General features: G+C 68.9%; 25 protein-coding genes. 8 read left to right on the top strand and 17 right to left on the bottom strand.

All coding sequences use genetic code 11. The features are described from left to right. Window position 1: 1 nt before the first annotated feature. Window positions 2-1213 carry a M20 aminoacylase family protein gene (locus F0357_RS02045; protein ID WP_153478201.1) on the bottom strand — a complete coding sequence of 404 codons (1212 nt, stop codon included), beginning with the start codon at window positions 1211-1213 and terminating at the stop codon, window positions 2-4. 197 nt (window positions 1214-1410) lie between these two features. Here F0357_RS02045 and F0357_RS02040 point away from each other — a divergent pair, with 197 nt between their 5' ends. After that, window positions 1411-2199, top strand: coding sequence for a dimethylarginine dimethylaminohydrolase family protein (locus F0357_RS02040; protein ID WP_312861414.1), 789 nt, complete (start codon window positions 1411-1413; stop codon window positions 2197-2199). A gap of 22 nt (window positions 2200-2221) precedes the next feature. Here the strand turns inward: F0357_RS02040 and F0357_RS02035 are convergent, their stop codons facing one another. The 5 genes from F0357_RS02035 to F0357_RS02015 form a co-directional block, all read right to left on the bottom strand. Beyond that, complete coding sequence (locus F0357_RS02035) at window positions 2222-2425, bottom strand: hypothetical protein (RefSeq protein WP_153478199.1); 204 nt, start codon at window positions 2423-2425, stop codon at window positions 2222-2224. Window positions 2426-2520: 95 nt separating this feature from the next. Further along, a complete protein-coding gene (locus F0357_RS02030) occupies window positions 2521-3216 on the bottom strand; it encodes an ABC transporter permease (RefSeq protein WP_153478196.1) in 696 nt (231 codons plus the stop codon). 13 nt (window positions 3217-3229) lie between these two features. After that, complete coding sequence (locus F0357_RS02025; protein ID WP_153478194.1) at window positions 3230-3949, bottom strand: ABC transporter permease; 720 nt, start codon at window positions 3947-3949, stop codon at window positions 3230-3232. Between the two features lie 161 nt (window positions 3950-4110). Then, entirely contained in the window at window positions 4111-4899 is a 789-nt protein-coding gene (locus F0357_RS02020) for a transporter substrate-binding domain-containing protein (protein WP_153478192.1), read from the bottom strand. A gap of 279 nt (window positions 4900-5178) precedes the next feature. Next, complete coding sequence (locus tag F0357_RS02015; RefSeq protein ID WP_246161299.1) at window positions 5179-5982, bottom strand: ABC transporter ATP-binding protein; 804 nt, start codon at window positions 5980-5982, stop codon at window positions 5179-5181. 248 nt (window positions 5983-6230) lie between these two features. Here F0357_RS02015 and F0357_RS02010 point away from each other — a divergent pair, with 248 nt between their 5' ends. Genes F0357_RS02010 through hrpB form a run of 3 tightly spaced genes read left to right on the top strand, consistent with a single transcriptional unit; the run spans window position 6231 to window position 10400 of the window. Then, on the top strand, window positions 6231-6956 hold the full coding sequence (locus F0357_RS02010; protein ID WP_153478188.1) for an NUDIX hydrolase: 726 nt from the start codon (window positions 6231-6233) through the stop codon (window positions 6954-6956). A 19-nt stretch (window positions 6957-6975) separates the two neighbouring features. Beyond that, window positions 6976-7887 carry a PhzF family protein gene (locus F0357_RS02005; protein ID WP_153478185.1) on the top strand — a complete coding sequence of 304 codons (912 nt, stop codon included), beginning with the start codon at window positions 6976-6978 and terminating at the stop codon, window positions 7885-7887. A gap of 11 nt (window positions 7888-7898) precedes the next feature. Beyond that, on the top strand, window positions 7899-10400 hold the full coding sequence (gene hrpB / locus F0357_RS02000) for an ATP-dependent helicase HrpB (protein WP_153478183.1): 2502 nt from the start codon (window positions 7899-7901) through the stop codon (window positions 10398-10400). A 66-nt stretch (window positions 10401-10466) separates the two neighbouring features. Here hrpB and F0357_RS01995 read toward each other — a convergent pair whose 3' ends face one another. Both F0357_RS01995 and glk read right to left on the bottom strand, forming a co-directional pair. Continuing rightward, a complete protein-coding gene (locus tag F0357_RS01995; protein WP_153478181.1) occupies window positions 10467-11036 on the bottom strand; it encodes a cytochrome b in 570 nt (189 codons plus the stop codon). A 252-nt stretch (window positions 11037-11288) separates the two neighbouring features. After that, the gene (gene glk / locus F0357_RS01990; protein ID WP_153478179.1) at window positions 11289-12311 is read right to left on the bottom strand and encodes a glucokinase; all 1023 of its coding nucleotides are present in this window, start codon (window positions 12309-12311) and stop codon (window positions 11289-11291) included. Between the two features lie 282 nt (window positions 12312-12593). Between glk and F0357_RS01985 the strand changes: the two genes are divergently transcribed. Further along, a complete protein-coding gene (locus F0357_RS01985; protein WP_153478176.1) occupies window positions 12594-13877 on the top strand; it encodes a DUF3422 family protein in 1284 nt (427 codons plus the stop codon). Between the two features lie 281 nt (window positions 13878-14158). Here the strand turns inward: F0357_RS01985 and rpoH are convergent, their stop codons facing one another. Then, complete coding sequence (rpoH, locus tag F0357_RS01980; protein ID WP_153478174.1) at window positions 14159-15079, bottom strand: RNA polymerase sigma factor RpoH; 921 nt, start codon at window positions 15077-15079, stop codon at window positions 14159-14161. A gap of 284 nt (window positions 15080-15363) precedes the next feature. After that, window positions 15364-16623 carry an RluA family pseudouridine synthase gene (locus F0357_RS01975; protein ID WP_312861413.1) on the bottom strand — a complete coding sequence of 420 codons (1260 nt, stop codon included), beginning with the start codon at window positions 16621-16623 and terminating at the stop codon, window positions 15364-15366. Between F0357_RS01975 and F0357_RS01970 the strand changes: the two genes are divergently transcribed. Beyond that, on the top strand, window positions 16613-16984 hold the full coding sequence (locus F0357_RS01970; protein WP_208948172.1) for a hypothetical protein: 372 nt from the start codon (window positions 16613-16615) through the stop codon (window positions 16982-16984). The two genes, F0357_RS01975 and F0357_RS01970, sit on opposite strands and share 11 nt — an antisense overlap. Here F0357_RS01970 and F0357_RS01965 read toward each other — a convergent pair. The 7 genes from F0357_RS01965 to F0357_RS01935 all read right to left on the bottom strand — a co-directional run bounded on the left by F0357_RS01965 (window position 16965) and on the right by F0357_RS01935 (window position 22285). Next, window positions 16965-18185 (bottom strand): GGDEF domain-containing protein, encoded by a 1221-nt coding sequence (locus F0357_RS01965; RefSeq protein ID WP_153478170.1) that lies wholly within the window; start codon window positions 18183-18185, stop codon window positions 16965-16967. The genes F0357_RS01970 and F0357_RS01965 overlap by 20 nt on opposite strands. After that, window positions 18185-18523, bottom strand: a complete 339-nt coding sequence (locus F0357_RS01960; protein WP_153478160.1) for a hypothetical protein — start codon at window positions 18521-18523, stop codon at window positions 18185-18187. The genes F0357_RS01965 and F0357_RS01960 overlap by 1 nt, the downstream gene beginning before the upstream one ends. Before the next feature lie 343 nt (window positions 18524-18866). Further along, window positions 18867-19112 carry a putative hemolysin gene (locus tag F0357_RS01955; RefSeq protein WP_153478156.1) on the bottom strand — a complete coding sequence of 82 codons (246 nt, stop codon included), beginning with the start codon at window positions 19110-19112 and terminating at the stop codon, window positions 18867-18869. A gap of 266 nt (window positions 19113-19378) precedes the next feature. Next, on the bottom strand, window positions 19379-19675 hold the full coding sequence (locus F0357_RS01950) for a hypothetical protein (RefSeq protein WP_153478154.1): 297 nt from the start codon (window positions 19673-19675) through the stop codon (window positions 19379-19381). A gap of 541 nt (window positions 19676-20216) precedes the next feature. Then, entirely contained in the window at window positions 20217-21026 is an 810-nt protein-coding gene (locus F0357_RS01945; protein ID WP_246161298.1) for a molybdopterin-dependent oxidoreductase, read from the bottom strand. Then, window positions 21019-21657 carry a cytochrome b/b6 domain-containing protein gene (locus F0357_RS01940; RefSeq protein ID WP_153478151.1) on the bottom strand — a complete coding sequence of 213 codons (639 nt, stop codon included), beginning with the start codon at window positions 21655-21657 and terminating at the stop codon, window positions 21019-21021. Before F0357_RS01940 ends, F0357_RS01945 begins: the two co-directional genes overlap by 8 nt. Before the next feature lie 10 nt (window positions 21658-21667). Further along, entirely contained in the window at window positions 21668-22285 is a 618-nt protein-coding gene (locus F0357_RS01935) for a hypothetical protein (RefSeq protein ID WP_246161297.1), read from the bottom strand. 161 nt (window positions 22286-22446) lie between these two features. On the opposite strand from F0357_RS01935, the gene F0357_RS01930 reads away from it, so the two are divergent. Beyond that, complete coding sequence (locus tag F0357_RS01930; protein ID WP_312861412.1) at window positions 22447-23118, top strand: heavy metal response regulator transcription factor; 672 nt, start codon at window positions 22447-22449, stop codon at window positions 23116-23118. After that, on the top strand, window positions 23118-24500 hold the full coding sequence (locus F0357_RS01925; protein ID WP_153478143.1) for a heavy metal sensor histidine kinase: 1383 nt from the start codon (window positions 23118-23120) through the stop codon (window positions 24498-24500). Before F0357_RS01930 ends, F0357_RS01925 begins: the two co-directional genes overlap by 1 nt. Window positions 24501-24732 lie beyond the last annotated feature (232 nt).

Below are 24732 nucleotides of genomic sequence, written 5' to 3'. Positions count from 1 at the left end.
CTCAGGCGGCGGCGAGGAAACGCTCGGCGAGCGCGCCCCAGAACGCCGCCCCGGGCACAAGGAGGCGGTCGTTGAAATCGTAGCCCGGATTGTGCAGGGCGCGGACATGATCGCCGGTGCCCTGGCCGATGACGAAATAGCTCGCCGGCCGCGCCTCGGCCATGAAGGCGAAGTCCTCGCCGACGGGATAGGGCCGGTCGAGATCGCTGACCGCCGCCTCGCCGGCGAAGGCCGCCGCCGCCGTTCGGGCGAAGGCGGTGGTCGCCGGGTCGTTGACGAGGACGGGATAGCCGACGTCGAGCTCGATCTCGGCTTCGAGGCCGAAGCTCGCGGCCTGGGCCTTGGCGAGTTCGCCGATGCGCCGGCGCAGCAGCGTCAGCACCTCCGGCGAGAAGGCGCGTGAGCCGATCGAGAGGCGGGCCGTCTCTGGGATGATATTGCAGACGGTGCCGGAGCGGAACATGCCGACGGTGACGATCGCCGGCTCGATCGGATCGACGTTGCGGGAGACGATCGTCTGAAGCGCCATGACGAGGCTCGCGCCGGCGACGACCGGGTCGGCCGCCTGGTGGGGCATGGCGCCATGGCCGCCGCGGCCCTTCAGCGTGATGTCGATGGCGTCGACGCCGGCGAAGAAGGCGCCCGGACGGAAGCCGAAGCGGCCTTCCTCGAGCCCCGGCATGTTGTGCATGCCGAACACCGCATCGCAGGGGAAGCGGGTGAACAGGCCATCGTCGATCATCAACTTGGCGCCGCCGCGGTTCTCTTCGGCCGGCTGGAAGATCAGATGGACGGTGCCGTCGAAGCGCCGCGTCTCGGCGAGATAGCGCGCGGCGCCGAGCAAGGTCGTGGTGTGGCCGTCGTGACCGCAGGCGTGCATGCGGCCGGGATTGCGGCTCGCATAGGGAAGGTTCGTTTCCTCCTCGATCGGCAGCGCATCCATGTCGGCGCGCAAGGCGACGGCGCGCCGTCCCGATCCGACGCTCAAGGTGCCGACGACACCCGTGCCGCCGAGGCCGGTCGTCACGCGGTAGCCGAGCGTTTCGAGCTGCTCGGCGACGATGCGGCTGGTGCGGTGCTCTTCGAGGCCGATCTCGGGGTGGGCATGGAGATCGCGGCGCAGGGTGACGAGCTCGTCGGCGTAGCGGGCGATGTGGGCGCGGATCGCGGCGCCGCCTTCGCCGAGTTCGAGGCCGTTGGTCTGCGTGCTCATGCCACTCTCCCCTGCGGTCGCGCCCTCGCGGCCGGGGACGGACGGGCGGAGGGAGCGCGGCCTCAAGCCATGCACGCGCGGGCGGGCGGCCGCAAGGCGTTCCGGTGCGTCCTCACGCAGGTGAAATCGTCGCCGCGCTTGCGGCGGCTCTCCCCGCCCTGTAGGCGAGGGGAGCCGATATCGGGAGGAGAAGCACCGTGAGCGTGCCCGTCTATGCCTTCGACAACGCCATCGTCCGCCGTCCGGCGTCCTCGGTCGTGAACGGCCTGCGCGCCGTCGATCAGGGCGAGCCGAGTCTCGCCGGCGTCGAGGCCGAGCACTCCGCCTATATCCAGGCGTTGGAGGCCGCCGGCGTCGCCGTCGAGGTGCTGCCGCCGCTCGAAGCCTTCCCCGATTCGATCTTCGTCGAGGACCCTGCGCTGGTGTTCCCCGAGGGTGCCGTCGTGCTGCGCCCGGGTGCTGAGAGCCGGCTCGGCGAGGCGGCGGAGATCGCCCCCGTGCTGCGCCGCCGCTTCGAGCGCGTGCTCGACCTCGAAGCCGGCTACGCCGACGGCGGCGATGTGCTGACGACGCCCGACCGCATCCTCATCGGCCTGTCCGCCCGCACCGACCAGACCGGCGCCGAGGCGCTGGTCGCCGCCCTCGGCCGGCTCGGCCGCAAGGCGGAGATCGTGGCGACGCCCGCCGGCGTGCTCCACTTCAAGAGCGATTGCTCGCTGATCGACGGCGACACGGTCCTCTCGACCGCCCGGCTCGCCGAATCCGGCGTGTTCGACCGGCTCGGCGTGCTGATCGTGCCGGAGGGCGAGGAAGCGGCGGCCAATGCGCTTCGCGTCAACGACGTCGTCCTGGTCGGCGCCAATTATCCCCGCACCGCGGACATGCTCGCCCGCCACGGCTACACCGTCGTGCCGCTCTCGGTGATCGAGATCGCCAAGATCGACGCCGGCCTCTCCTGTATGTCGCTGCGCTGGCACTCGGCCTGAGCGAGAGCAGAGAGTCGGCTGCTCAGTCGTTCCAGTGCGGAAGGTCGAGGAAGGCGGCGATCTCGTCCGCCTTCCGCATCGCGTCCGCCCGCGCGCGGATCGCGTCCCGCGAGAGGGCGCCGTGCCGATAGATGGCGAACACGGCGTCCATCGCCGCTTCGGCATAATCGAGCTGGAGGAAGGCGAGGGCCTCCATCCGGTCGGGGCTGTAGAGATCGCGCGGCATCGCCGGCTCCTTTGAGAACCGCCGCCAGTGTGGCGCAGGCCCTGCCGGGAGATCGGTGACTTTCCGCACGGATCGGGAGACGGGCCGGCGCGCTCCTACCGCTTGAACGCTTTGCCGGTGCGCCGTTCGATCACCCGGAAGCCCTGCTCGATGAGGAGGGTGAGGACGAAATAGCCGGCGGCGACGAAGAGCAGAGGTTCGTAGGTCCTGTAGGTCTGGGCGCGGATCACGTTCGCCGCGCCGAGGAGATCGATCACCGTCACCGTGGAGGCGAGCGCCGTCGATTTCAGGAGCAGCACGGTCTCGCCGGCGAGCGTCGGCAGGATCGCGCCGAGGGCGCGCGGCAGCCAGATCCTGAGCGCCACCTGCAGGGGCGACATGCCGTAGGCCCGCGCCGCTTCGATCTCGCCGCGCGGCACGGATGCGAGCGCCGCCCGCACCACCTCGCCGATATAGGCGGCGTTCGAGATGATGAGTGCCACGACGACGTACCAGAAGCCGTCACGCAGGAACGGCCAGAAGATCGAATGGCGGATCGCCGGCGTGCCGGCGAACACCGAACCGAGCCCGTAATAGAGCAGGAAGATCTGCACGAGGAGCGGTGTGCCGCGGATCACGCTCGTGAAGCCGAGCAGCGACCGCGACAGCACGGCGTTGCGCGAGGCGCGGCCGAGGCCGACGAGGATCGCGAACACGAAGCCGAACGAGCCCGAGATCACGACGAGCAGGATCGTCCGCCACAGCCCTTCGAGGAGGAGGGGACCGTATTTGGGGAGCCAGAAGAATTCCATCGTCCTGGCCCCCTCAGATCGCGCGCGGCGTCCAGCGCCGGATGCGGCGCTCGAGCGCGGCGAGACCGGCGTTGGAGACGAGGGTCATGGCATAATAGATCGCCGCCGCGAACAGGAAGAAGGCGAAATATTGCTTTGTCGATCCGGCCGCCTGCTTGGTCGCGAAGAGGAGCTCGTTGTAGCCGACGACGGAAATCAGCGCCGAATCCTTGATGATGGCCATCCAGAGATTGGAGAGCCCGCCGATGGCGAGCGGCAGCATCATCGGCAGGATGATGCGGCGGAAGCGTCCGAAGCCTTCGATGCCGTAGGCGCTGGCGGCCTCGATCTGGCCCTTGGGGATCGCCACGATGGCGCCGCGGATGATCTCGGAGGCGTAGGCGCCCTGGACGAGGCCGAGCACGACGATCGCCGCGGCGAAACCGGAGATCGCGATGTCGTTCTCCGCGAAGCCGACCGAGACCAGGAGCGAGGTCAGCGCCGATTGGCCGGCATAGAACAGGATGATGATGAGGAGGACTTCGGGGATCGACCGGCAGATGGTCGAATAGGCGTTGGCGATCGCGACCGGGATGGTCCTGCCGGAGAGCTTCACCCAGGCGACGAAGGTGCCGATCAGGAGGCCGACGACGAAGGCGCCGATCGAGATTTCGATCGTGGTGATCGCACCGATGAAGAGCTGATAGGCCCAGCTTTCCTGGCCCCAGCCGAGCGTTGTGAAAAACGCGGCCATGTCGTTCGCGTCGCCCCCTTACGCGCTTCGGTTCCGCCGCGAGCCCGCTTGGGCGGCCGGTCCGAATATCGGGTGGAAGAGAGGGCGCGCTCGGGAGAGCGCGCCGCACGGGCCGTCGCCGGCGTTCGCGGCGTGAGCATCGAACGCCGACGGTGGAAGGCTCAGCTCTTCGGCGGGGTCGCGACGTCGTAGGTGAAGTACTTCTTCTCGATCTTCTCGTAGGTGCCGTCCGCATAGATCTCGCGGATGGCCTTGTTGATCTTGTTCAGGAGCTCGGTGTCGCCCTTGCGGATGCCGGCGCCGACGCCCGCGCCCCAGATCGGGTCCGCCTTGTCGAAGAAGCCCTTGAAGGCGTAGCCCTTGCCGGCCTCGGTCGCGAGGAACGGCTCGAGCGCGGCCGAATCCGCGATGGTGGCATCGATGCGGCCGGCGGCGAGGTCGGAGTTCGCCTCGTCCTGGGTGTTGTAGATCTTGATTTCGGCGATGCCCTTCAGCTTCTGGTCGGCGAAGTTGGCGTGGATCGTGGCGGTCTGCACGCCGACCGTCTTGCCCTCGAAGCTCTTCGGATCGGTGGTGATGGTCGAGTCCTTCTCGGCCACCACGGCCGCGGGCGTGTTGTAGTAGGGGATCGAGAAATCGATCGTCTTCTTGCGCTCGTCGGTGATCGACATGGAGGCGAAGATGACGTCGATCTTCTTCGAGGTCAGCGCCGGGATGATGCCGTCCCAGGCGGTTTCCTTCAGCTCGCAGGTGTCGGGCTTCAGCTTGTCGCAGAGCGCCTTGATGAGATCGACCTCGAAGCCTTCCCACTGGCCGGCGGCGTTCTTGGAGGCGAACGGCGGATAGGGTTCGGCGGCGACGCTGAAGCGGATGGTCTCGGCCTGGGCGGCGGCACCGACGCCGACGAGCGCGACGGCGCCCACGAAGAGACGGAGGAGAGTGGTTTTCATCAGGAACCTCTGAGGTTGATTGTTGAGAACGGCCTCTTTCGGGCCGCTGCTCGGTTCGCCGGCGTCGCCGCCGGTCTGGTGCCCGGCCCGAAGGCGGGGCGGTGGAAAAGGGTGGAAGAGGAGCGCGCCGGTCCGGTCATCGGACGGCCGGTCTTCCGGACCCGGCGCGACCGCGGGCCGACGCTCTCCTCTTCGGAGCCGCTGCGGCCGGCCGGATCGGTGGCCGGGCCCCGCGCGCTCTCGCCGGCATCCGCCGATCGTTGTTCACGGCCGGGCAGATCAATGGTGGTGATGCTGCACACTGACGAACTGCCGGCAGCGCTCGCTGACAGGTTCGCCGAAGACCTTCTGCGGTGAACCTTCCTCCTCGATCTGGCCGTTGTGGAGGAACGCGACGTGGCTTGCGACGGAGCGCGCGAACGCCATCTCGTGGGTGACGAGGATCATCGTCCGGCCCTCCTGGGCGAGCCCACGGATCACGCGCAGCACCTCGCCGACGAGTTCGGGATCGAGCGCCGAGGTCGGCTCGTCGAACAGCATCACCGTCGGCTCGATGGCGAGTGCCCGGGCGATCGCCGCGCGCTGCTGCTGGCCGCCCGAGAGGAACGAGGGATAGACGTCGCGCTTCTCGTAAAGTCCGACCTTCTGGAGCATGGCCTCGCCGCGCTCGATGGCGGCCGCGCGGCTCTCCTTCAAGACGTGGATCGGCGCTTCGATGACGTTCTGCAGCACCGTCATGTGGGGCCACAGATTGAAGCTCTGGAACACCATGCCGAGCCGGCTGCGCACCCGCTGGAGCTGCTTGCGGTCGGCGACGGCGCGGACGCCGCGGCGGCTCTCGAGGCGAATCTCCTCACCGGAAATCTCGACCCGCCCGTCATTCGGAATCTCGAGGAGATTGGTGCAGCGCAGGAGCGTGCTCTTGCCGGAGCCCGAGGCGCCGATCAGGGCGACGACGTCGCCGACCTTTGCCGAAATCGAGACACCCTTCAGAACTTCAAGTTGTCCGAAGCTCTTGCGGATGTTTTCAAGGACGACGACGGGGCGCCCCGAGGGCGCGGCGGCCGATACGCTGTCCGTCAAGAATGCCTCCCGAACTGGCGCCTCGCATCGCCGGGCCGCGGGCGTTTTCCGCTCCTGAAAGGCTCCTGACAGCGCGAAGGCCGATTTGATGAAGATAGACGCGGCCGGACGCCTTGCAAGCGATTTGTGCACCCCGTCCATCGCAGGTTGACAGCGGCGCCGCGGGCCGTTGACCTGCCGCCGCGCACGTCGCACCGGTTCCGTTCGAGCCGCGCGTCGCTTATCCACATCCGCCTTCGGAGACCCTGATGAAAGCCACGACGAGCCCGATCGCCTCTCTCGCCGTCGCGGCCGTGGAGCGGGTGGAGATCCATCACCGCGACGGGCAGGCCGCCTTCGAGGCTGCGCGCGAGGCGGAGATCGCGGCGTTCTGGGCGCCGCTGGTCGCCTCGAACCCGGCCCTCTACAACGGCCGCGTCTTCCTGTTCGAGGATCTCGCTTTGGAGGGGGGAGCGCTGGTCGGCACGGCCCGCACCGCCGGCTTCGCGACTCTGCTCGCCTTGATCGAATGGCAGGGCGAGGGGCTCCTCAACCTGTTCGGCTGCGCCGCCCTCCTGAGCCGCGAGGGCGATGTTCTGCTCGGCCGGATGGGAGCTCAGACGGCGACGCCCGGGGCGATCAAGTTCGTCGGCGGCACGCCGGATGCGTCGGACCTCAGGCCCGACGGACGCGTTGATCTGCTCGCGTCGATTCGGCGCGAGGCCGCGGAGGAGACCGGGCTCGACATCGCCGCCGAGGCCCGCAGCGAGGGTCTGCTCCTCGTCCGCGACGGCCCGATCGTCGCCCTCGTCGAGTGCCTGCGCTTCGACCTGTCGACGGACGAACTGATCTCCCGCGTGCGCGCGTTCCTCGCAGCCGATCCCGATCCGGAACTCGCCGACGTCGCCGTGGCGCGCCGCGTCGAGGACGCTGCACGCGACGAGATTCCCCGCTATACCCGCATCGTGCTGGAACACCTGCTCGCCGGTCGGTGAGCCTTCAGGGAGAACGACGATGGCGCGACGGTTTGCGGTGCTCGACGTCTTCACCGATACGCCGCTGACGGGCAACGGCCTCGCGGTGGTGCGCGACGCGGGTGGCCTCACGAGCGAGGCGATGCAGGCGATCGCCCGCGGCTTCAATCTGTCGGAGACGGTGTTTCTGTTGCCGGCGGATGGCCCGGCGCACACGGCGAAGATGCGCATCTTCACGCCCGCTCGGGAACTCCCCTTCGCAGGCCATCCGACCGTCGGCGCCGCCGTTCTCCTCACCCTCGATCGGTTCGAGGGCGATGCCGCCGGACGCGACGCCGTGGTGGTGATCGAGGAGGAGGTCGGCCCCGTGCGCTGCGGGGTCGCCACCGCGAGCAACCGCGCCGGCTATGCCGAGTTCGACGTGCCGCGCATTGCCGGCGCAATTCCCTGCACGCTCGATCGCGATGCGGTCGCGGGTGCCCTCGGCCTGTTGCCGAGCGAGATCGGCTTCGAGAACCACGTGCCGTCGGCCTACGATGCCGGCGTTCCGTTCACCTTCGTGCCGGTGGCGAACCTCGACGCCGCCCGCAAGGCGGCGCCGATCCTCGCCTTGTGGAAGAGCGCGTTCGGGCCCGACGCGCCGGCCTCGGTCTATCTGTATTGCCGGGATACGATCCGCTCCGACGCAAGCTTCCACGCCCGCATGTTCGCGCCCACCTTCGGCATCGGCGAGGACCCGGCGACCGGGGCGGCCGCGTCGGCCTTCGCCGGCGTCGTCCACCGCTTCGACGCGCCGCCGGACGGCGAGCACAAGGTCGCGATCGAACAGGGCGTCGAAATGGGCCGCCCGTCGCTGATCCGCCTGGAGCTCGAGATCGCGCGTGGTGCGATCGCCAATGCCCGCATCGGTGGCGACGCCGTGGTGATCCAGGAAGGCGAGCTCTTCGTCTGACGGATCGGGGCATGACGACGCGAGACGAGGGATTGCCGGGCGCGGGGCTGTCGGCCTCGGAGCTGCCGGTCGAGGCGGCGCTGCCGGGCCTGCGCGCCGCGCTCGAAGGGACCGGCGCGGCCGTCCTCGTCGCGCCGCCGGGGGCGGGCAAGACCACTCGTGTGCCCCTCGCGCTCCTCGATGCGCCCTGGCGCAACGACGGCCGCATCATCGTTCTTGAGCCACGCCGGCTCGCCGCCCGCGCTGCCGCCCGCCGCATGGCCGAGACCCTCGGCGAGCCGGTCGGCCGGACCGTCGGCTACCGCGTCCGCATGGAGAGCAAGATCTCCGCCGCGACGCGCATCGAGATCGTCACCGAGGGCGTCTTCACCCAGATGATCGTGGACGATCCCGCCCTCGAGGGGATCGCCGCCGTGCTCTTCGACGAAGCCCACGAGCGTAGCCTCGACGGCGATCTCGGCCTTGCGCTCGCCATCGAGACCCGGGGCGCGCTGCGGCCGGATCTCCGCCTTGTCGTGATGTCGGCGACCATCGAGGCACGGCGGTTCGCCGATGTGCTCGGCCGCGTGCCGGTGGTCGAGAGCGCAGGGCGGGCCTTCCCCGTCGAGACATATTATCGCCCGCGCGCCCCCGGAGGACGGGTCGAGGACACGATGACGGACGCCATCGTCGCCGCCCTGGCCGAGGAGGAGGGCTCGGTGCTCGCCTTCCTGCCGGGCCAGGCCGATATCCTGCGCACAGCCGAGCGGCTGGGGCCGCGGCTTGCCGCGAACACCGATCTCGCCCCGCTCTACGGCGCGCTCGATCCCGCCGTTCAGGATGCCGCGATTCGGCCGGCGCCAGCCGGCCGCCGAAAGGTGGTGCTGGCGACCTCCATCGCCGAGACGTCGCTGACCATCGAGGGCGTGCGCATCGTCGTCGACAGCGGATTGGCGCGCCGGCCGGTGTTCGAACCGGCGACGGGGCTGACGCGACTCGAGACGGTCCGGGTGTCCCGCGCGTCGGCCGATCAGCGTCGGGGCCGCGCCGGCCGCACCGCGCCGGGCGTGTGCATCCGGCTCTGGGACGAAGGACAGACCGCCGCGCTGCCGCCCCACGATCGGCCGGAGATCCTCGAAAGCGACCTCGCCGGGTTGGTGCTCGACCTCGCCGCCTGGGGCGTCGCCGATCCCGCCACGATGCCGTTTCTCGATCCGCCGCCGGCCCCGGCCTGGCGCGAGGCGGCCGACCTCGTGCGCCGGCTCGATGCGCTCGACGCCGCCGGGAGGCTCACGGCGGAGGGCGAGCGGCTGCGCCGCCTGCCGCTGCATCCGCGCCTCGGTCACATGGTGCTGCGCGCGGCCGCGCGGGGCGAGGGGCGGCTCGCCGCCGAGGTCGCCCTGCTCCTCACCGAGCGGGGGCTCGGCGGCACCGACACCGATCTGCGCGAGCGCCTGCGCCGGTTCCGCACCGAGCGCGGCCGCCGGGCCGACGAGGGACGTGCCCTGGCGCGCCGTTGGCTCACCGCCGCCGATCCGGCCGCGGGGATGGGGGAGGGCGGCGTCGATCCCGAGCGGGCCGGTGCGGTCCTCGCTCTCGCTTTTCCCGATCGCCTCGCCGAGGCGCGCGGCGCACCCGGCCGCTTCCGCCTCGCCAACGGGCGCGGCGGCGTGCTCGATCCCGCCGACGCGCTCGCCAAGGCGCCTTATCTCGCGGTGGCAGAGCTTCAGGGCGCGGCCGAGAACGCCCGCATCCTGCTCGCCGCGCCGATCGCGCGCGACGAGATCGAAAGCGATTTTGCGGAGCGCATCGAGAGCGGCATCGAGATCGCCTTCGACGAAAGCGCGCGCGCCGTCCGGGCCCGGCGCGTGCGGCGGCTCGACCGCGTGGTGCTCGCGGAAGAGCCGATCGCGGTGCCGCCGGGCGAGACCGCGGATGCGGCCTTCGCCGCCGGCCTCGCGCGGCTCGGCCTCGCCGCGCTGCCGTGGACGGCGGGCCTCGTGCGCCTCAGGGGCCGTCTCGCCTTCCTCCGGCAGACTCTCGGTGAGCCGTGGCCCGACGTGTCGGACGCTGTCCTGGCCGCTGGTCTGCGGGATTGGCTGCTGCCCTACGCGCCGGGTGTGATGCGCCTCGACGGGCTCACCCCGGCGATGCTCGGAGCAGCGCTCGAAGGGCTGCTCCCCAGCGGCCGGGGCCACGATCTCGACCGGCATGCCCCGCCGATGCTGGAGACGCCGGCCGGCCGGCCGGCGCCCATCGACTACGACCGCGATTCGCCGACCGCGTCGGTGCGGGTCCAGGACCTGTTCGGCCTCGACGTTCATCCGACCATCGCCGACGGCAAGGTGCCCCTGGTGCTGGAATTGCTGTCACCGGCCGAGCGCCCCATCCAGATCACCCGCGATCTGCCGGGTTTCTGGCGCGGGTCCTGGAGTGCGGTGCGCGCCGATCTCCGCGGGCGCTATCCGAAGCACTCCTGGCCCGAGGATCCCGTCACCGCCCCGCCGGTGCGGATGTCGCGGCCGCGGGGATAGCCTCGCGCAGTCCTTGACGATGGCGCCGGGGCCGGCAGAGCGTCGTGCCGGTGTTGCGCGGTCCCCTCAGAGCATTCGGGGAAGAACGTCGGTTTCGCCGTTCCTGTCCTCCAGCCGATGCTTGAGCGCGCCGGCCACGTGCAGGACGATCAGGCCCAGCAGAAGATATGCGGAATATTCGTGCAGCGTCTGGAAGACGGAGAAGGCCGTCTCGCTCTTCGGCAGGATTTCCGGCACGCGGGACAGGAAGAAGAACGGTACGCCATCGCCGTCCGGGAGGCTGCTCGACATGGCATAGCCGAGCATGGGGGTGAGGAGCGTCATCGCGATGATCAGGCGATGAATAATGTGGGAGAGCCATTTCTCCCAAGGCTTCAGCGATTTGGGCTCGTGGGGCAACACGGCGCGGTAATGCCGGCGAAGGGCGAGATGCACCACCGCGAGAAGCCAGACCAGGACGCCGAATTGTTTGTGGTTCGGATAGAGAACGGCGGCCAGGGGGCTATCTTCGGCGCGCCCCGTCATGAACCAGCCGCATGCGATCAGCCCCAAGATCAGAACCGCCCTGATCCAGTGCAGCATCCGGATCGCCGCTGGATATTTGATGGCGCGGTGGGTCGTCGGCGTCGCCGTCATGCGCTCGGTCCTCGCTTTCGTCACCCCTCTGCGACGAGGCGGCCGCGGACCGATATCCTCCGAACGCCGACGTTCGGTGGAGGTCGTGTGGAGACTTGGTGGAGGGTCGCGTTGCCGGCCCCCGCCGACAACGGCCGAAGGTTCTGACGCTTCGCCGGCTCGGCACTCAGACGTCGAAGGATCCGCCTCCGCCCGTGGGCGCGGGCGTCGAGGTTCGTCCGCCGCCCCGTGGGTGCGATCTCCGAGGGGCGGTCACCCCTCCCGCTTGTGGCGGTGGTTTGCCGGCACATAATAGTGCCGCGGGTCGCGGGCGAAGGCGGCGAGGCCTTCGATGGCCGGCAGCGGATGGCGGATCAGCAGGGTCGGGATGTCGCTGACGAGCTTGGCGAGCGGCGCCTTGTCCTCGAAGGCGGCGCGGAAGGTGCCGTCCGTCAGGAAGTTCTCGATCTTCGGGGCGATGCCGCCGGCGAGGAAGACACCGCCGGTCGCGAGGAACGTCAGCGCCAGATCGCCCGCGAAGCGGCCGAGATAGATCGTGAAGAGGCGCAGGGTGTGGATCGCGAGCGGATCGCCGCGGTCGGCGGCGTCGGTCACGTCCGCCGGAGTCGCGGCGATCGCCGTCGCGCCGTTGACGGCGACGACGGCGTGATAGAGGCGCAGAAGGCCCGGACCGGAGATCACGGTCTCAGGCGTGATGCGGCCGTGGCTCTTCTCGAGCTTCGCCCAGAGCGCGAAATCCTCGTCGGTGATGGGGCCGAAATCGGCGTGCCCGGCCTCGCTCGGGATCGGCACCCAATGCTGGCCGCTGTGGATGAGGCCGGACTGGCCGAGGCCCGTGCCAGGGCCTACGACGACCCGCGGCCCCGACGGATGCGGCGCGCCGCCGCCGATGTGGACGATGTCGTCGCCCGCGAGCACCGGCAGCGCGAGGGCGAGCGCCTCGAAATCGTTGACGAGGACGAGATCTTCGAGCCCGAGGTCGGCGACGAGGCGGCGCGGCTCGAATTCCCAGGCCGCATTGGTGAGGACGATGCGTTCGTTGTCGAGCGGGCCGGCGAGATCGAGCACGGCGGAGCGCGGCGCCGGAGCGCCGGCCGCAGCGAGCACGGCGCGCGCCGCCTCGACAGGCGAGGGATAATCCTTGGTGTGGACGAACGGAAAGACCGTGACCTTGGCCTGCTTGTCCTCGAGCAAGGCGAACCGTCCGTTGGTGCCGCCGATGTCGGCGAGCAGAACCGGAAAAGGCAGTGGGCCGGTGTCGGAGGCGTGGGCCATCTTTCTCTCTCGTTTTTGCCGGCACGCGGCTCTTGTCGATCGGTCGGGAAGCCATCACCGACCTGCGGGCGGTGTCAAGGCTCTTCCCGCGTGTCGCCGCTCCGCTCGCGGCAGCGCAACGGGAATGTTGCCGTAAGCCGGACGGTTCAGCCCGAATCGGCGCCGAACGCGACGACGACGCCGCTTGCGTGAACGGCATCGCATCGCTCAGATGACGCCTCGAGCGGCGCGGACCGGACGGTCGGCTGCGGTTCGTGGACACGAGGTGGGGCTAACACATCCATGCGCGACGATCACGCCGACTTGGTCGGCAGCACGTTCGGCTTCAAGGCGCACCCGCAGCGGCCCACCCTGCTCGGGGAGATGCACGCACGCCCGTTCCATCTCATCGACACGCCGCGCATCATTCTTCATCTGGCTTTCGCGACGCCACCCGAGGCGGCCGCCTCCGACCGCGCCGCGTTCGAGCGGCTGTGCCGGAGTTGCGGCGTGCCCGGCCCGGGCGCGGAAATCAAACACCACCATCTCGTACTCCATGGTGGCACGCTGCGGTGGGAGCAGCACACCGAATACACGACCTACACCTTCGATGCGGCGCCCGGCACGGGCCGGCTGCCGGAACATCCCTTCGCCAGCGGCTTCGTGCAGCCGGGCCTTCTCGTCGCGGCCGTGCGCGTGGACGTATTGCCGATGCCGGATCTGCTCGATGTCGGCCTCGAGCCGTTCGATCCGATCAGCCTCTGCGTCGCCCGTATGGCGGGCGGCGAGGCGATCGCGGCCACCGACTTCCGTCAGGACGCCGACGGCTTCACCCGCATCCGCGTGTTCGGCGAGGATCTGGCGCCGACGCGCGCCGGCGCCCTCGTCCAGCGCCTCATCGAGATCGAGACCTATCGCACCTTCGCGCTGCTCGGTCTGCCGCAGGCCCAGAAACTCGATCCCGCCGTGCGGCGCATGGAAGGGGAACTCGTCGAGATTTCGGGTGCGATGCGCACCGCCCGTGGGCTCGAAGACAACCAAGTGTTGCTTGAACGGCTGTCGCGCCTCGCCGCCGAGATCGAGGCGGAAGCGGCGGCCTCCGCCTACCGCTTCGCGGCGACCCGCGCCTACAACGAGATCGTCAACGAACGGCTTGCCTCGGTTCAGGAGGAGCGGCTCCCGGGATACGGCAGTTGGCAGGGCTTCCTGCAGCGCCGCTTCGGTCCGGCGATGCGCACCTGCAAGGCGATCGAGGATCGCCAAGCCTCGCTCGCCACCCGCATCGCCCGCGCCGCCAACCTCTTGCGCACCCGCGTGGACGTCGAGCTCGAACAGCAGAACCGCGACCTCCTCCTGTCGATGAACCTGCGCGCGCGGCTTCAACTCCGACTGCAGCAGACGGTGGAGGGCCTCTCGGTCGCGGCCATCACCTATTATGTCGTGGCGCTGATCGGCAAAGTCGCCGAGGGCCTGCACGAAGCGGGCTTCCCCGTCGATCCGGCGATCGCGAGCGCGATCGCAGTGCCGCCAGTCATCGTCGGGCTTTGGCTCCTGGTCCAGCGCGTCCGGCACAAGCACGCCGAATAGGGCGCGGGCGAAGCTCCACCCGCATACAAAAACGCCCGGCACTGCCGGGCGAGGATGCGATTGAGACGAGACGGTACCCATCCTTCCTTCTCCCCGCGAGCGGCGAGAAGGTGGCGCGAAGTGCCGGACGAGGGGCCATCACGTCAACGGTCATCTTTGGAAAAGGCTTTGTCACAACGCTCGGCGTTGAACCTTACCGCCTCGTCCGCCCTTCGCGCCCCTTCACCGAAAGGGCCGACGGGAGGGGAGGAACGGCACGGCAGTGCCGCCGTGCCCCACCCTTACGCGCCGATCGCGGCCTGAGGGCGCTCGAGTTCGCGGCGAGGCCGCTCCATCTCGCGTGCCGCATCGCGGACCGCGTCCTGGACCTTCTCGAAGGCGCGCACTTCGATCTGACGCACGCGCTCCCGGCTAACGCCGAATTCCGTCGAGAGATCCTCGAGCGTGATCGGGTCGTCCGACAGGCGGCGCGCTTCGAAGATGCGGCGCTCGCGGTCGTTCAGGACGCCGAGGGCGTTCTTCAGGAGCTGCTTGCGGTTCGCGAGCTCCTCGCTCTCCGCCAGCACCTGTTCCTGGGTCGAGGACTCGTCCACGAGCCAGTCTTGCCACTCGCCGGATTCGGAATCGGCGCGGATCGGCGCGTTGAGCGAGGCGTCGCCGGAGAGGCGACGGTTCATCGAAATGACGTCCTCCTCGCTGACACCGAGCTTGGTCGCGATCTGGGCGACCTGTTCGGGGCGAAGATCGCCGTCCTCGAGCGCCTGGATCTGACCCTTCACCTTGCGCAGGTTGAAGAACAGCCGCTTCTGGCTCGCCGTGGTGCCCATCTTCACGAGGCTCCACGAGCGCAGGATATATTCTTGAATTGCGGCCTTGATCCACCACATCGCGTAGGTGGCGAGGCGGAAGCCCTTGTCGGGCTCGAACCGCTTCACGGCCTGCATCAGGCCGACATTGCCTTCGGAGATCACCTCGCCGATCGGCAGGCCGTAGCCGCGATAGCCCATCGCGATCTTCGCCACGAGGCGCAGATGCGAAGTCACGAGCTTATGCGCCGCCGCCGGATCGTCGTGTTCCTTGTAGCGCTTGGCGAGCATGTATTCTTCCTGCGGCTCCAGCATCGGGAACCGCCGGATCTCTTCGAGATAACGCGACAGGCCGCCTTCGCCGGCAGCGATCGCGGGAAGAGACGGTTGGGCCATGATTGCGCCCTCCTCGAGTTCGAGTCGTGTCCCCCCGGTCGGGCAGGACCCGCGCAGCGCCCATGCGACACACCGCACCTCTTCTCGGAGAAGGGCTGCGGCGGGCCTCCAGTTCCTCGCCCTTCATCGGGATTTCCCGATGGGGTTGGGCGCAGGAAGGCGTTCTCTCGGCACGCTGCACCGTCCGACTATAACGCCGTTTATGTCGAAAGCGCGACCCTTTTCGGAGGCGGCACCGCGGCCGCTCGCTTCACGGTGCCGTCATCGAGTGATGGGCGCGCGCTTCACGGGATGGCCCGGAAAGCCTCGACCAGCGCTGCGAGATCGTCCGGCAGATCGCTCTCGAACTCCAGGATCTCGCCGGTGACGGGATGCTCGAAGGCGAGAACCGCGGCGTGCAGCGCCTGCCGGCCGAATGCCGCCGCCAGGGAGTGCGCCGGCTCCGGAAGGCGGTTCACCTTGGTGCGGAAGCCCGCGCCATATTCCTCGTCGCCGACGAGGGGATGGCCGATGTGGGCCATGTGGACGCGAATCTGATGGGTCCGGCCGGTCTCCAGCCGGCATTCGATGAGCGAGGCGATCGGCTCGTCGCCGCTGCCGAAGCGCTCGAGCACCGTATAATGGGTGACGGCCTCCTTGCCGCCCGACCTCGCCACCGCACGGCGTTGGCGGTTCGCGGTCGAGCGGGCGAGGGGGGCGTCGATGGTTCCGCCGCCGGCGCGCGGTGCCCCCCAGACGAGAGCGATGTACGCCCGTTCGAGCGCGCCCGTTCGCCCGTGATCGGCGAACTGTGCGGCGAGCCCCCGGTGGGCGCGGTCGGTCTTGGCGACGACGAGCAGGCCGGACGTGTCCTTGTCGAGCCGGTGCACGATGCCCGGCCGCCGCACGCCGCCGATGCCCGAAAGATCGTCGCCGCAATGGTGCAGGAGGGCGTTGACGAGGGTGCCGCGGGCGTGACCCGCCGCCGGATGGACGACGAGCCCCGCCGGCTTGTCGATCACGATCAGGGCTTCGTCCTCATAGACGACGTCGAGGGGAATCGCCTCGGGCTCCGGCGTCGCCGGCTCGGGCGGGGGCAATTCCACCGCGATCCGCGCACCCGCGCCGATCTTTCGGCTCGATTCGTGCACGATCCGGCCGTCGACAGTGACTTTCCCGGCCTTCACCAGCGCCTGAAGCCGTGCGCGGCTCGGCGCCTCGGGGCCGAGCGCTTCGACCAAGCGGGCGGCGAGGACGGCATCGAGCCGTCCGGTCGGGGTCCCGTCCTCGATCACGGTCTCGATCAAGCCGCCGGCCACTTCGCCGCCGACCTCCGCCTCCTCGTCGTCGAGGAGCGCTTCGTCGTCGAACAGATTCTCGGCGTCGCCTGTGAGATCGAGATCCGCCGCGGGCGTGGCATCCTCCTCGGCCGTCGGCGCGGGGTAGCGCGCCTCGGTCGAACCGTCGTATGGAGCGTCCAGTGCCGCGGGGCTGCGGTCTTCGCCGCCCGTCGTGTCGCCGCTCGTCTTTCGTCCGGAGGCTTTTCGCCCGCCCATGCCGCTCACCAAGACCTCCATGTCCGAAGACGAGAAAGAAGCGCCGCTCGATCCGGCGGCGGAGCGGCTGCAGCGGCGCTTGACGCGCCTCGTCCGCATCTCCGGCGTCACCATGGCGGCCGGTCTCATCGCGGTCTTTTCGGCGATCCTCTACCGCACGGTCAACAGGCCGAGCACGGCGCACACCGGCGCGCCCCTCGATATCGCCGTGCCGGCGCCGTCCGGCGCGACCATCCTGTCGTCCAACACGAGCGGCGATCTCCTCACCATGGTGGTCGATGCGCCGGAAGGACGGATGGCGATCGTGGTCGATCTGCGCAACGGTTCGGTCGTCGCGCGCGCCCGCCTCGTCACCCAGCCGGGGACCTGAGCGCCGCGCCGTCGGCGCGATCCTGGTGGCGCGGCGCCTCGCCCGGCTCCGTCATGATGGTGACCACGACGCGATCGCGCCCGCCGTCCTTCGCCGCGTAGAGGGCGCGGTCGGCGGCTTCGATGAGGTCGATCGCCTGCGCGGACAGATCCGGCCGCGCGAAGGCGACGCCGATGCTGACCGAGAGATCCCAGGATACGCTGCGTGACGCCTGAACACGCTCCTGCCCCGTCCGCACGCGAATCCGCTCGGCGACGCGCAGCGCTTCGTCCGCACTGATGTCGGGCAGGATCACCGCGAACTCCTCTCCGCCATAGCGGGCCGCGAGGTCCTCGGTTTCCCGGACACTCTGCGCGATGATCCGGGCGAGCGCGCGCAGAATCTCGTCCCCGCGCAGATGCCCGAACATGTCGTTGAGGTCCTTGAAGCGGTCGGCATCGATCATCAGGAGCGCCAGCGACGACCCCGTTCGCCCGGTGCGCCGCCATTCGCGTTCGAGCACTTCGTCGAAGCGGCGGCGGTTGGCGAGGCCGGTGAGAGGATCGGTGATCGCGAGCGTCGCCAGATGCGTCTCCGCACGGACGCGCCGTTTGAGTTCCTGGCGCAGCGCGACGGCAAGCATCAGAGCGAGGAAGCAGACGCCGAACATCACCGCGCCCATCGCGATTGCCCGCCATTCCCACCCGCCATAGATCGAGGTGTAGGAGGTCGAGACCGCCGCGATGAGGCTGAAGCGCGGAATGGCGCCGAACGCGACGAGGCGCGGGGCGCCCGCGGTCGCATGGGGGAGATCGATCAAGCCGGAAGGCTCGGCGAGCATGGCGCGGAAGGCGGGGCGATCGGCGACGTCCGCGTTCGTGCGCAGGGCGCCGCTCGACGGCTGGCGCAGCAAGACGGTCCCGTCGGCGCGGATGAGCGCGACGGCGCCGCCGTCACCGACGGCGAGCTTGACGAAGAGGTCGCGAAAGTAGGAGAGGCGCAGGGTGAGGGCGACGAGATCGCTAGGCGTTCCGTCCGGACTGGACAATCGCCGGGTCAAGGCGACGCTCATGTGATCGGAATCGGGATCGGCGAAGGGCTTGCTCAACGATGCCCGCGCGCCGGCTTGGCTCGCGAGGTCTCGGTATAGCGCGTCGCGGGCGGACCCTATCGGCAGATCGCCGGCCCCGCTCACGAGCTGGCCGGCACCGTCGAACACCATCAGGGACGAGGCCCCCGCATCTGCCCGAGGGCGCTTTGCAGGCGCATCGCTCGCCGCGCACCGGCATCGGGCGAGGGGTCGTTCGACGTGCTGATCTCGCTGGCGGTCATGTCGACGACGAACGCGCCCATGGCGAGATAATTGTCGACCGCGGAAGCGACCATCTCCTGCAAATTCTCGGTCGAGGTCTTGGCGCTCCGGAGGGCATCGGCGCGGCCGTCCCAGAGCGCGATGAGCACGATCGCGATCATCGACAGCAACAGGACGCCATTGTTGAGATAGATGTGACGCCCGAGCCACGAGACACGCTGTGTCCCGATCTCGTCCGAATCCGTCACGGCTGAACGTCCATCGATCGAAGGCGTTGGATGTTCGGACGAGACGGAGGGGAGGGCGTCGGAGACGGTGCCGACGTCGCGCGCGCCTTCGGACGCCCGGGCGCTAGAAAGCCGGTGACACTCGACGCAACAGGATGAAACGAACGCGCGTGCGGCATCTCGACTCGACGAACCCAAGGCCCCCGGAACTCAGGCCCGCAGGAAATCGGCACCTCCAGGGCGGTTCGTCAAATCACGCTGCCGAGACATCTATAGCAACGGCGGGGACGGCTGCGCGAATCCGGTTCGCGACGAGACCTTCCCGCTCGGGTCGGCCGCCGCCGTGGCGGCCGGCGATTCGCCGTCACTTGAACGGATTTCGCCCAGGGGCCGGCTTCTTGCCGTCGAACATCCGGAACAGGGTCCATTCTTCGACGATCTTGTTGCCGGGCAAGTAACACAGGCTGATCTCGCTGCCGTCGGCCAGCTTTGCGTTGACCGTGTGGCCCCCCATTTTGCCGCAGAACACGGATGCGGGATTGGCCATCGCCCATGCCGCACTCGGAATCATCGTCCCGACGCAAATGGCGATCACAGTGGACTTCTTCATGGCACGGCCTCCAAGTGCAAACCGGACTTAGATAGGCCGATCATTCTGAAACCGCGGTGAACACTCGGCCAGGCGGCTGCACTCGGTACGGCCTCCTCCGGCCATTCCCGGTTCGGACCGCTTCGGCATGGCCGGCGATCCTGTCCAACCCCCATGCTGCACCCCGCCGGCTGAGGGACGACGGTCCCCGGCCATACCGGATTGATCCAGCGGCCATGACCGGCCGCCGTTGCAGATCGGTCGGAAAGCGGCCGGGCCGGACGCGATCAGCGGCCGAGGGTGGCGTCCACCAGCACGACCGCCAGCCATCCCGAGGCGATCGCGGCACCGAGGCAGGCGATCAGAAAGCCGGTGAGGGCGATCCGGGGATGGCGCCAGCGCCGGCCGCGGCCCGACGGGCGGCGGGCGACCGCGAGCCATTCCTCGAAGTTGAAGTCGACCGGGGGCGGCACCGGCTCGTAATCGGAGAGCCGCGGGCGCCGGATCTCTCCGGTGCGGGTTTCACCGGTCCGAATCCCGGCGGGCAGAGGGTTGCCGCGCTTCACCGTCATTGGCTTGCCCATCTCAGCACCCACCGATCGGCAGAGAGGCGGAGGCGCCGGGGATAACCGAGATGTGTGCCGGCGAGACGGACCGCGCGGCACGACGGTGCAAGCTCGAGGTCGGGGCGGGTCGGTTCGAAGTGGGCAACAATACACAGTCGCCCGCGCGCAAGGCGCAGCGTGGTTCCGTCATGGCGTCGCTCCCTGAGCAGCGACCGTCGGGACCAGTGGCCCCGCACGGCGCGTGCCGATCATCGCCGGTCTCGATGGTCGAATGCCGTGTCGGCCCTGAACCTTCGCCGAGGGGCCGACAAAACCGGCGTCCGAGAGTTCCTTCGCGGCCGGCGTGCGCCTGTTGTGTGTCGTTTTGGCGCACTGAATCATGCCCATAGAATCCCTCTAAGGGCAAGGCCTCACGAATTCGTGATACGTCGCCGCGCAATCGCCGCAAAAGCCCCGCGAACTGGTTGAAACTACTCGGTCTCGCGGGCGAAGCCGGGCGGAATGCGATGGGCTTCGAGCTTTGCCGGGCCACCTATGCGCGCGCCGGCAAAGCCGAAAATCACAGCCCGCTGAACCAGTTGTAGCCCTGGTCTTCCCAGTAGCCGCCCGGATAGTCGTTGGTGACGAAGATCTCGGCGATATATTTCGGATTTTTAAAGCCGAGCTTGGTGGGGACACGCAGCTTCAGGGGAAAGCCGTATTCTGCGGGCAGCACCGCGCGGCCGAAATCGAGCGTGAGCTGCGTCTGCGGGTGCAGCGCGGTCGGCATGTCGAGGCTCGTATAATAGCGGTCGGCGCACTTGAACCCGACATAGCGCGCGGTGAGGTCGGCGCCGATGCGCTCGAGGAAGGTCCGGAACGGCACGCCGCCCCATTCGCCGATGGCGCTCCAGCCCTCGATGCAGACGTGCCGCGTGATCTGGCTCGTTTGGGGGAGCGTCCGCAAATCCGCGAGACTCCAGGGCCGTTTCGATTCGACCCGACCGGAGACCTGGAGCCGGAAGTCCGATGGGTCGACGTCGGGGACGTCGTCGATCGGATAGAAGGCGTTGAAGGGAAACGGGTTCGTGATGTCCGCCGCGGTGTAGGTCGGGGCAAGCCGCGCAGGATCGAACAGCCACGCCTGCACGCGGTCGTTCCAGCGCGACATTGCCCACAAGACTTTGTCGACCGTATCGCCGTCCTGAAGGTTGCAGCCGGACAGCAGGGCGACGGCCCCAAGCGAGAGGGACGAACGCAGAAAAAGCCGGCGCTCGAGGTTGCGCAGACCCGTCCGGTGGTCTTTCGCATCGAGGCCCGCGGCGACGCGCCGTCTCGGCCTGGGTTGGCTGGCTGCTGCGCGCGAGGGAGGCATGGTTTCGTCACTCATCTTTGGTCTCCCCGTCTTTCGGGCGCGGTGCGCCGATCGTCATGGTGCGGAGCGTGCTCGGGACGATCGCCACCATGGCAACATGGACGACGGTGAAGGCGACGATGGCGCTCATGCCGGCGAAATGGACGATGCGGGCGGTCGCGAAGCCGCCGAACAGGGCGGTCAGCCAGGCGAACTGGACCGGCTTCCAGATGGCGAGGCCCGAGGCGACCATGAGGACGCCGGCCCCGAGGACGCCCACATAGAGGGCCTTCTGAATGGTGTTGTAGCCGCCGCCGTCGTGCTTCAGGCGGAATGTCAGCGCCAGCTTGAGGTCTTCGAGGCCGTCTGCGAGGCGGATCGGGAACAGGCGGCGCCGCAGGGTGCCGCTGAGGAGCCCGTAGCCGAGATAGATCGCGGCGTTTGCAACGAGCAGCCACATGGCGGCGAAATGCCAGATCGTCGATCCGCCGAGCCATCCGCCGAGCGTCGCCCAAGCCGGGAAATGGAAGGGTAGGATCGGATAGGCGTTGTAGATTCCGAGGCCGCTCATCACCATTGAGACCATGGCGACGAGGTTGACCCAGTGGGTGATCCGCACCGCCGGCGAAAGCCCGGCGGTGCGTCCCGTGTCGGCGTGACGGCTCATCGATGCGCCCTCACATCGGCGGGGCGGCACCGTTGGTGCCGACGCTGACCGATCGGGCGACGAGCGAGCCGTCGGCGTTCTTCGTGGCGAGCAGGACCGCCTTCACGCCGGCCTTGAGGAGGGTGCGGTCGGCCGGGACGATGGACACGATCGGCACGTCGGCCGGGACGAAGACCTTCTTCTCCCCGTTCTGATATTTGACCGTCAGCGTGCGGCCGTCGCTGCCGACGATGCTGCCGACGGCGCCGTTCGTCATCGTGCTGTTGGGCGTCAGATCCCAGGGACGGGTGCCTTCCCCGGCGCCGCGCATGGAGGCGGGGAAGATGTGGACCTCGAGGGCCTTCAGCGAACCATCGGGCTGCGGGGCGGCCGCGGTGCCGATATAGCTGTCTGGCTTGATGGCATCGAGGGTCGTTAGCTCGATCGCGGCCACCGACGTCTCCTTCGTGAGCGCCACTTGGACGTCCTTGCCGTCTCGGGTGTGGACCTCGAGGCTGTCGGGGCTCACGGCGGTGATCGTGCCGCGAACCCGGCTCGGGATCGCCTGCTCCGCCGAGGCCGCCATCGTCCCGCCGGCGATCGTCATGGCGATTACGGCCCCGCTCAGGGCCAACTTGAACGCGTTCATCATGTCATCCTCGCATTGCGTCGCTCTCGAAGCGGCGGAGATGACATTAGGCGGCGGGGAGGGGCGGGCCCGATGACCGGCGAATGACAAATCTGTCATGCTCCGGTCAGCGAGGAGACCCTTTCCGTCGGTCAATCGTGGCGGGTTGTGGAGCCGAGGCCGTGACCATCCTCATCATCGAAGACGATCCGAAGACCGGAGACTATCTGCGCAAGGGTCTCAAGGAACACGGCTACGTGGTCGATATCGCGCGCGACGGCGTCGACGGCCTCTACCGGGCGCTCGAGCAGGATTACGAACTCGTGGTGCTCGACGTCATGCTGCCCGGCCTCGACGGCTGGGAGGTGATCCGTCAGCTTCGCGCCAAACGCGACGTGCCGATCATCTTCCTCTCGGCCCGCGACGAGGTGAACGACCGTATCCGCGGCCTGCGCCTCGGGGCGGACGATTATCTCGTCAAGCCGTTCTCGTTCGTGGAGCTCGAACTGCGCATCCGCACCATCCTCAGGCGCGGATCGACCCGGGAAATCGAGGTCTTCGAGGTCGCCGACCTGCGCCTCGACGTGGTGCGCCGCAAGGTGACGCGGGATGGCGTCGAGATCCCGCTGACCAACAAGGAATTCATGCTGCTGCACCTGCTGCTGCGGCGGCAGGGCGAGGTGCTCACGCGCACCCAGATCGCATCCGAAGTCTGGGACATGAACTTCGACAGCGACACCAACGTCGTCGACGTCGCGGTCAAACGGCTGCGCGCCAAGGTCGACGCACCCTTCGAACGCAAGCTGATCGCAACCGTCCGCAGTGTCGGCTACTCGCTCAGCGTGGACCCGTGATGATCGGCGCCCACTCCTCGCTCACGCTCAGGGCGGCGGCGGCCTGTGCGCTCATCATCTCGACCGTGATGGTCGTGTTCGGGCTTTCGCTCGATTATTCGGTCCGCTTTGCCATGGACCGCCGGGTCGAGACGATGGTGGTGGGCCGCGCCGCCTATTTCGGCCGCCTGATCCACGAGATGTATTCGGCCGACCAACTCCGCGATCGGCCGCTCCTGATCGCCAACATGCTCGGCGCCGAGCAGGACGTGCTTGTGTTCCGCAAGCCCGACGGCGGCGTTCTCGTCGAGGTCAATCCGGATCACCTGCCGCTGCCGCCGATCCGGCCGGAAGAGCGGGGCGCGCCGGAGGTGCCGCAGCGGACCGTCACGCCCGACGGACTCGCGGTCGTATGGGCGTCGACGATCGTGCGCGCGGCGGCGGACGGGAGCCCGGTCGAGATCCTGGTTGGCCATCCGATGAGCGGCGAAGCCGTGATGCTCGACGCGCTGCGCCGGCAGATTGTGCTGGTGACCGCGCTCGCCGTCGCAGCCGCGTCGCTCCTCACCTTCGTCGCGCTGCGCCGGGGCATGCGTCCCTTGCGCCGGATGGCGGCGCGCGCCGAAGAGATCGCCCCGGGGCGGATGGATCTGCGCTTCGACGTCGCCGCGGCGCCGGCCGAACTCGCCGGTCTCGCCGAGGCGATCAACGCCATGCTCGACCGGCTCGCCGCCGGCTATCAGCGGCTGTCGCAATTCTCCGCCGATCTCGCCCACGAGATCCGCACGCCGCTCGGCGTCCTGATTGGCCAGACCCAGGTCGCGCTCGGCCAGCCGCGGGCGGGGGAGGATTATCGCGAGGTCCTCGAATCGAACCTCGAAGAGCTCGAACGGCTGCGGCGCCTCAGCGACAACATCCTGTTTCTGGCCCGTGCCGACAACGCCGCCGCCGACCTCGATCGCAGCGAGCTCTCGCTCGCCGTCGAGCTCGAGCGGATCACCGATTATTTCGAAGGGCCCGCCGCGGAGCGCGGCATCCGCTTCGCGGTCGAGGCCGACGGTACAATCACGGCCAATGCCGAACTTTTTCGCCGAGCCGTCGGCAATCTCGTCGTGAACGCGGTCCGCCACGGCACCACGGGGAGCCTCGTGCGGGTCGTCGGCACGGCCGATGGCGGCGGCGCCCGCGTCGTCGTCGAGAACCACGGGCATCCCTTGTCTGGGGAGCAGCTCGCCCGGGTCTTCGACCGGTTCTACCGGGTCGATCCCGCCCGCAACGACGCCACGGAATCGAACGGCCTCGGCCTCGCGATCGTGCAGGCCATCATGGTCCTGCACGGCGGCCGAGCGGAGGCGACCTGCTCGGACGACGGCCTGTTCCGCTTCACGCTGACGTTCCCGTAGGCGTCTTTGCCGCCGCTCCCGGGCCCATTCGCCGACCCGTTCTTGCCCCAGACCCGTTCTCATCCCTGACCCTATCTTGCCCCTGACCCTCGCCCGTCCCTGATCCACGGCTGGGATCGGGCCGAACGGTTCGGTTCGTCGCGGCGGCCCCGCCCTTCAGCCGAGGGCCGCCGCCGAGCGGCGGGGAGGGCGTCGCCGGGGGAGCAGGCGGTGGATAAATCCTGTCGCGGCG

Origin of the sequence: Segnochrobactrum spirostomi, from assembly GCF_009600605.1 — a bacterium.
Lineage (GTDB): Bacteria > Pseudomonadota > Alphaproteobacteria > Rhizobiales > Segnochrobactraceae > Segnochrobactrum > Segnochrobactrum spirostomi.
Note: the sequence above shows the minus strand (reverse complement) of the source record. Positions and strands in the feature narration are given on the sequence as shown.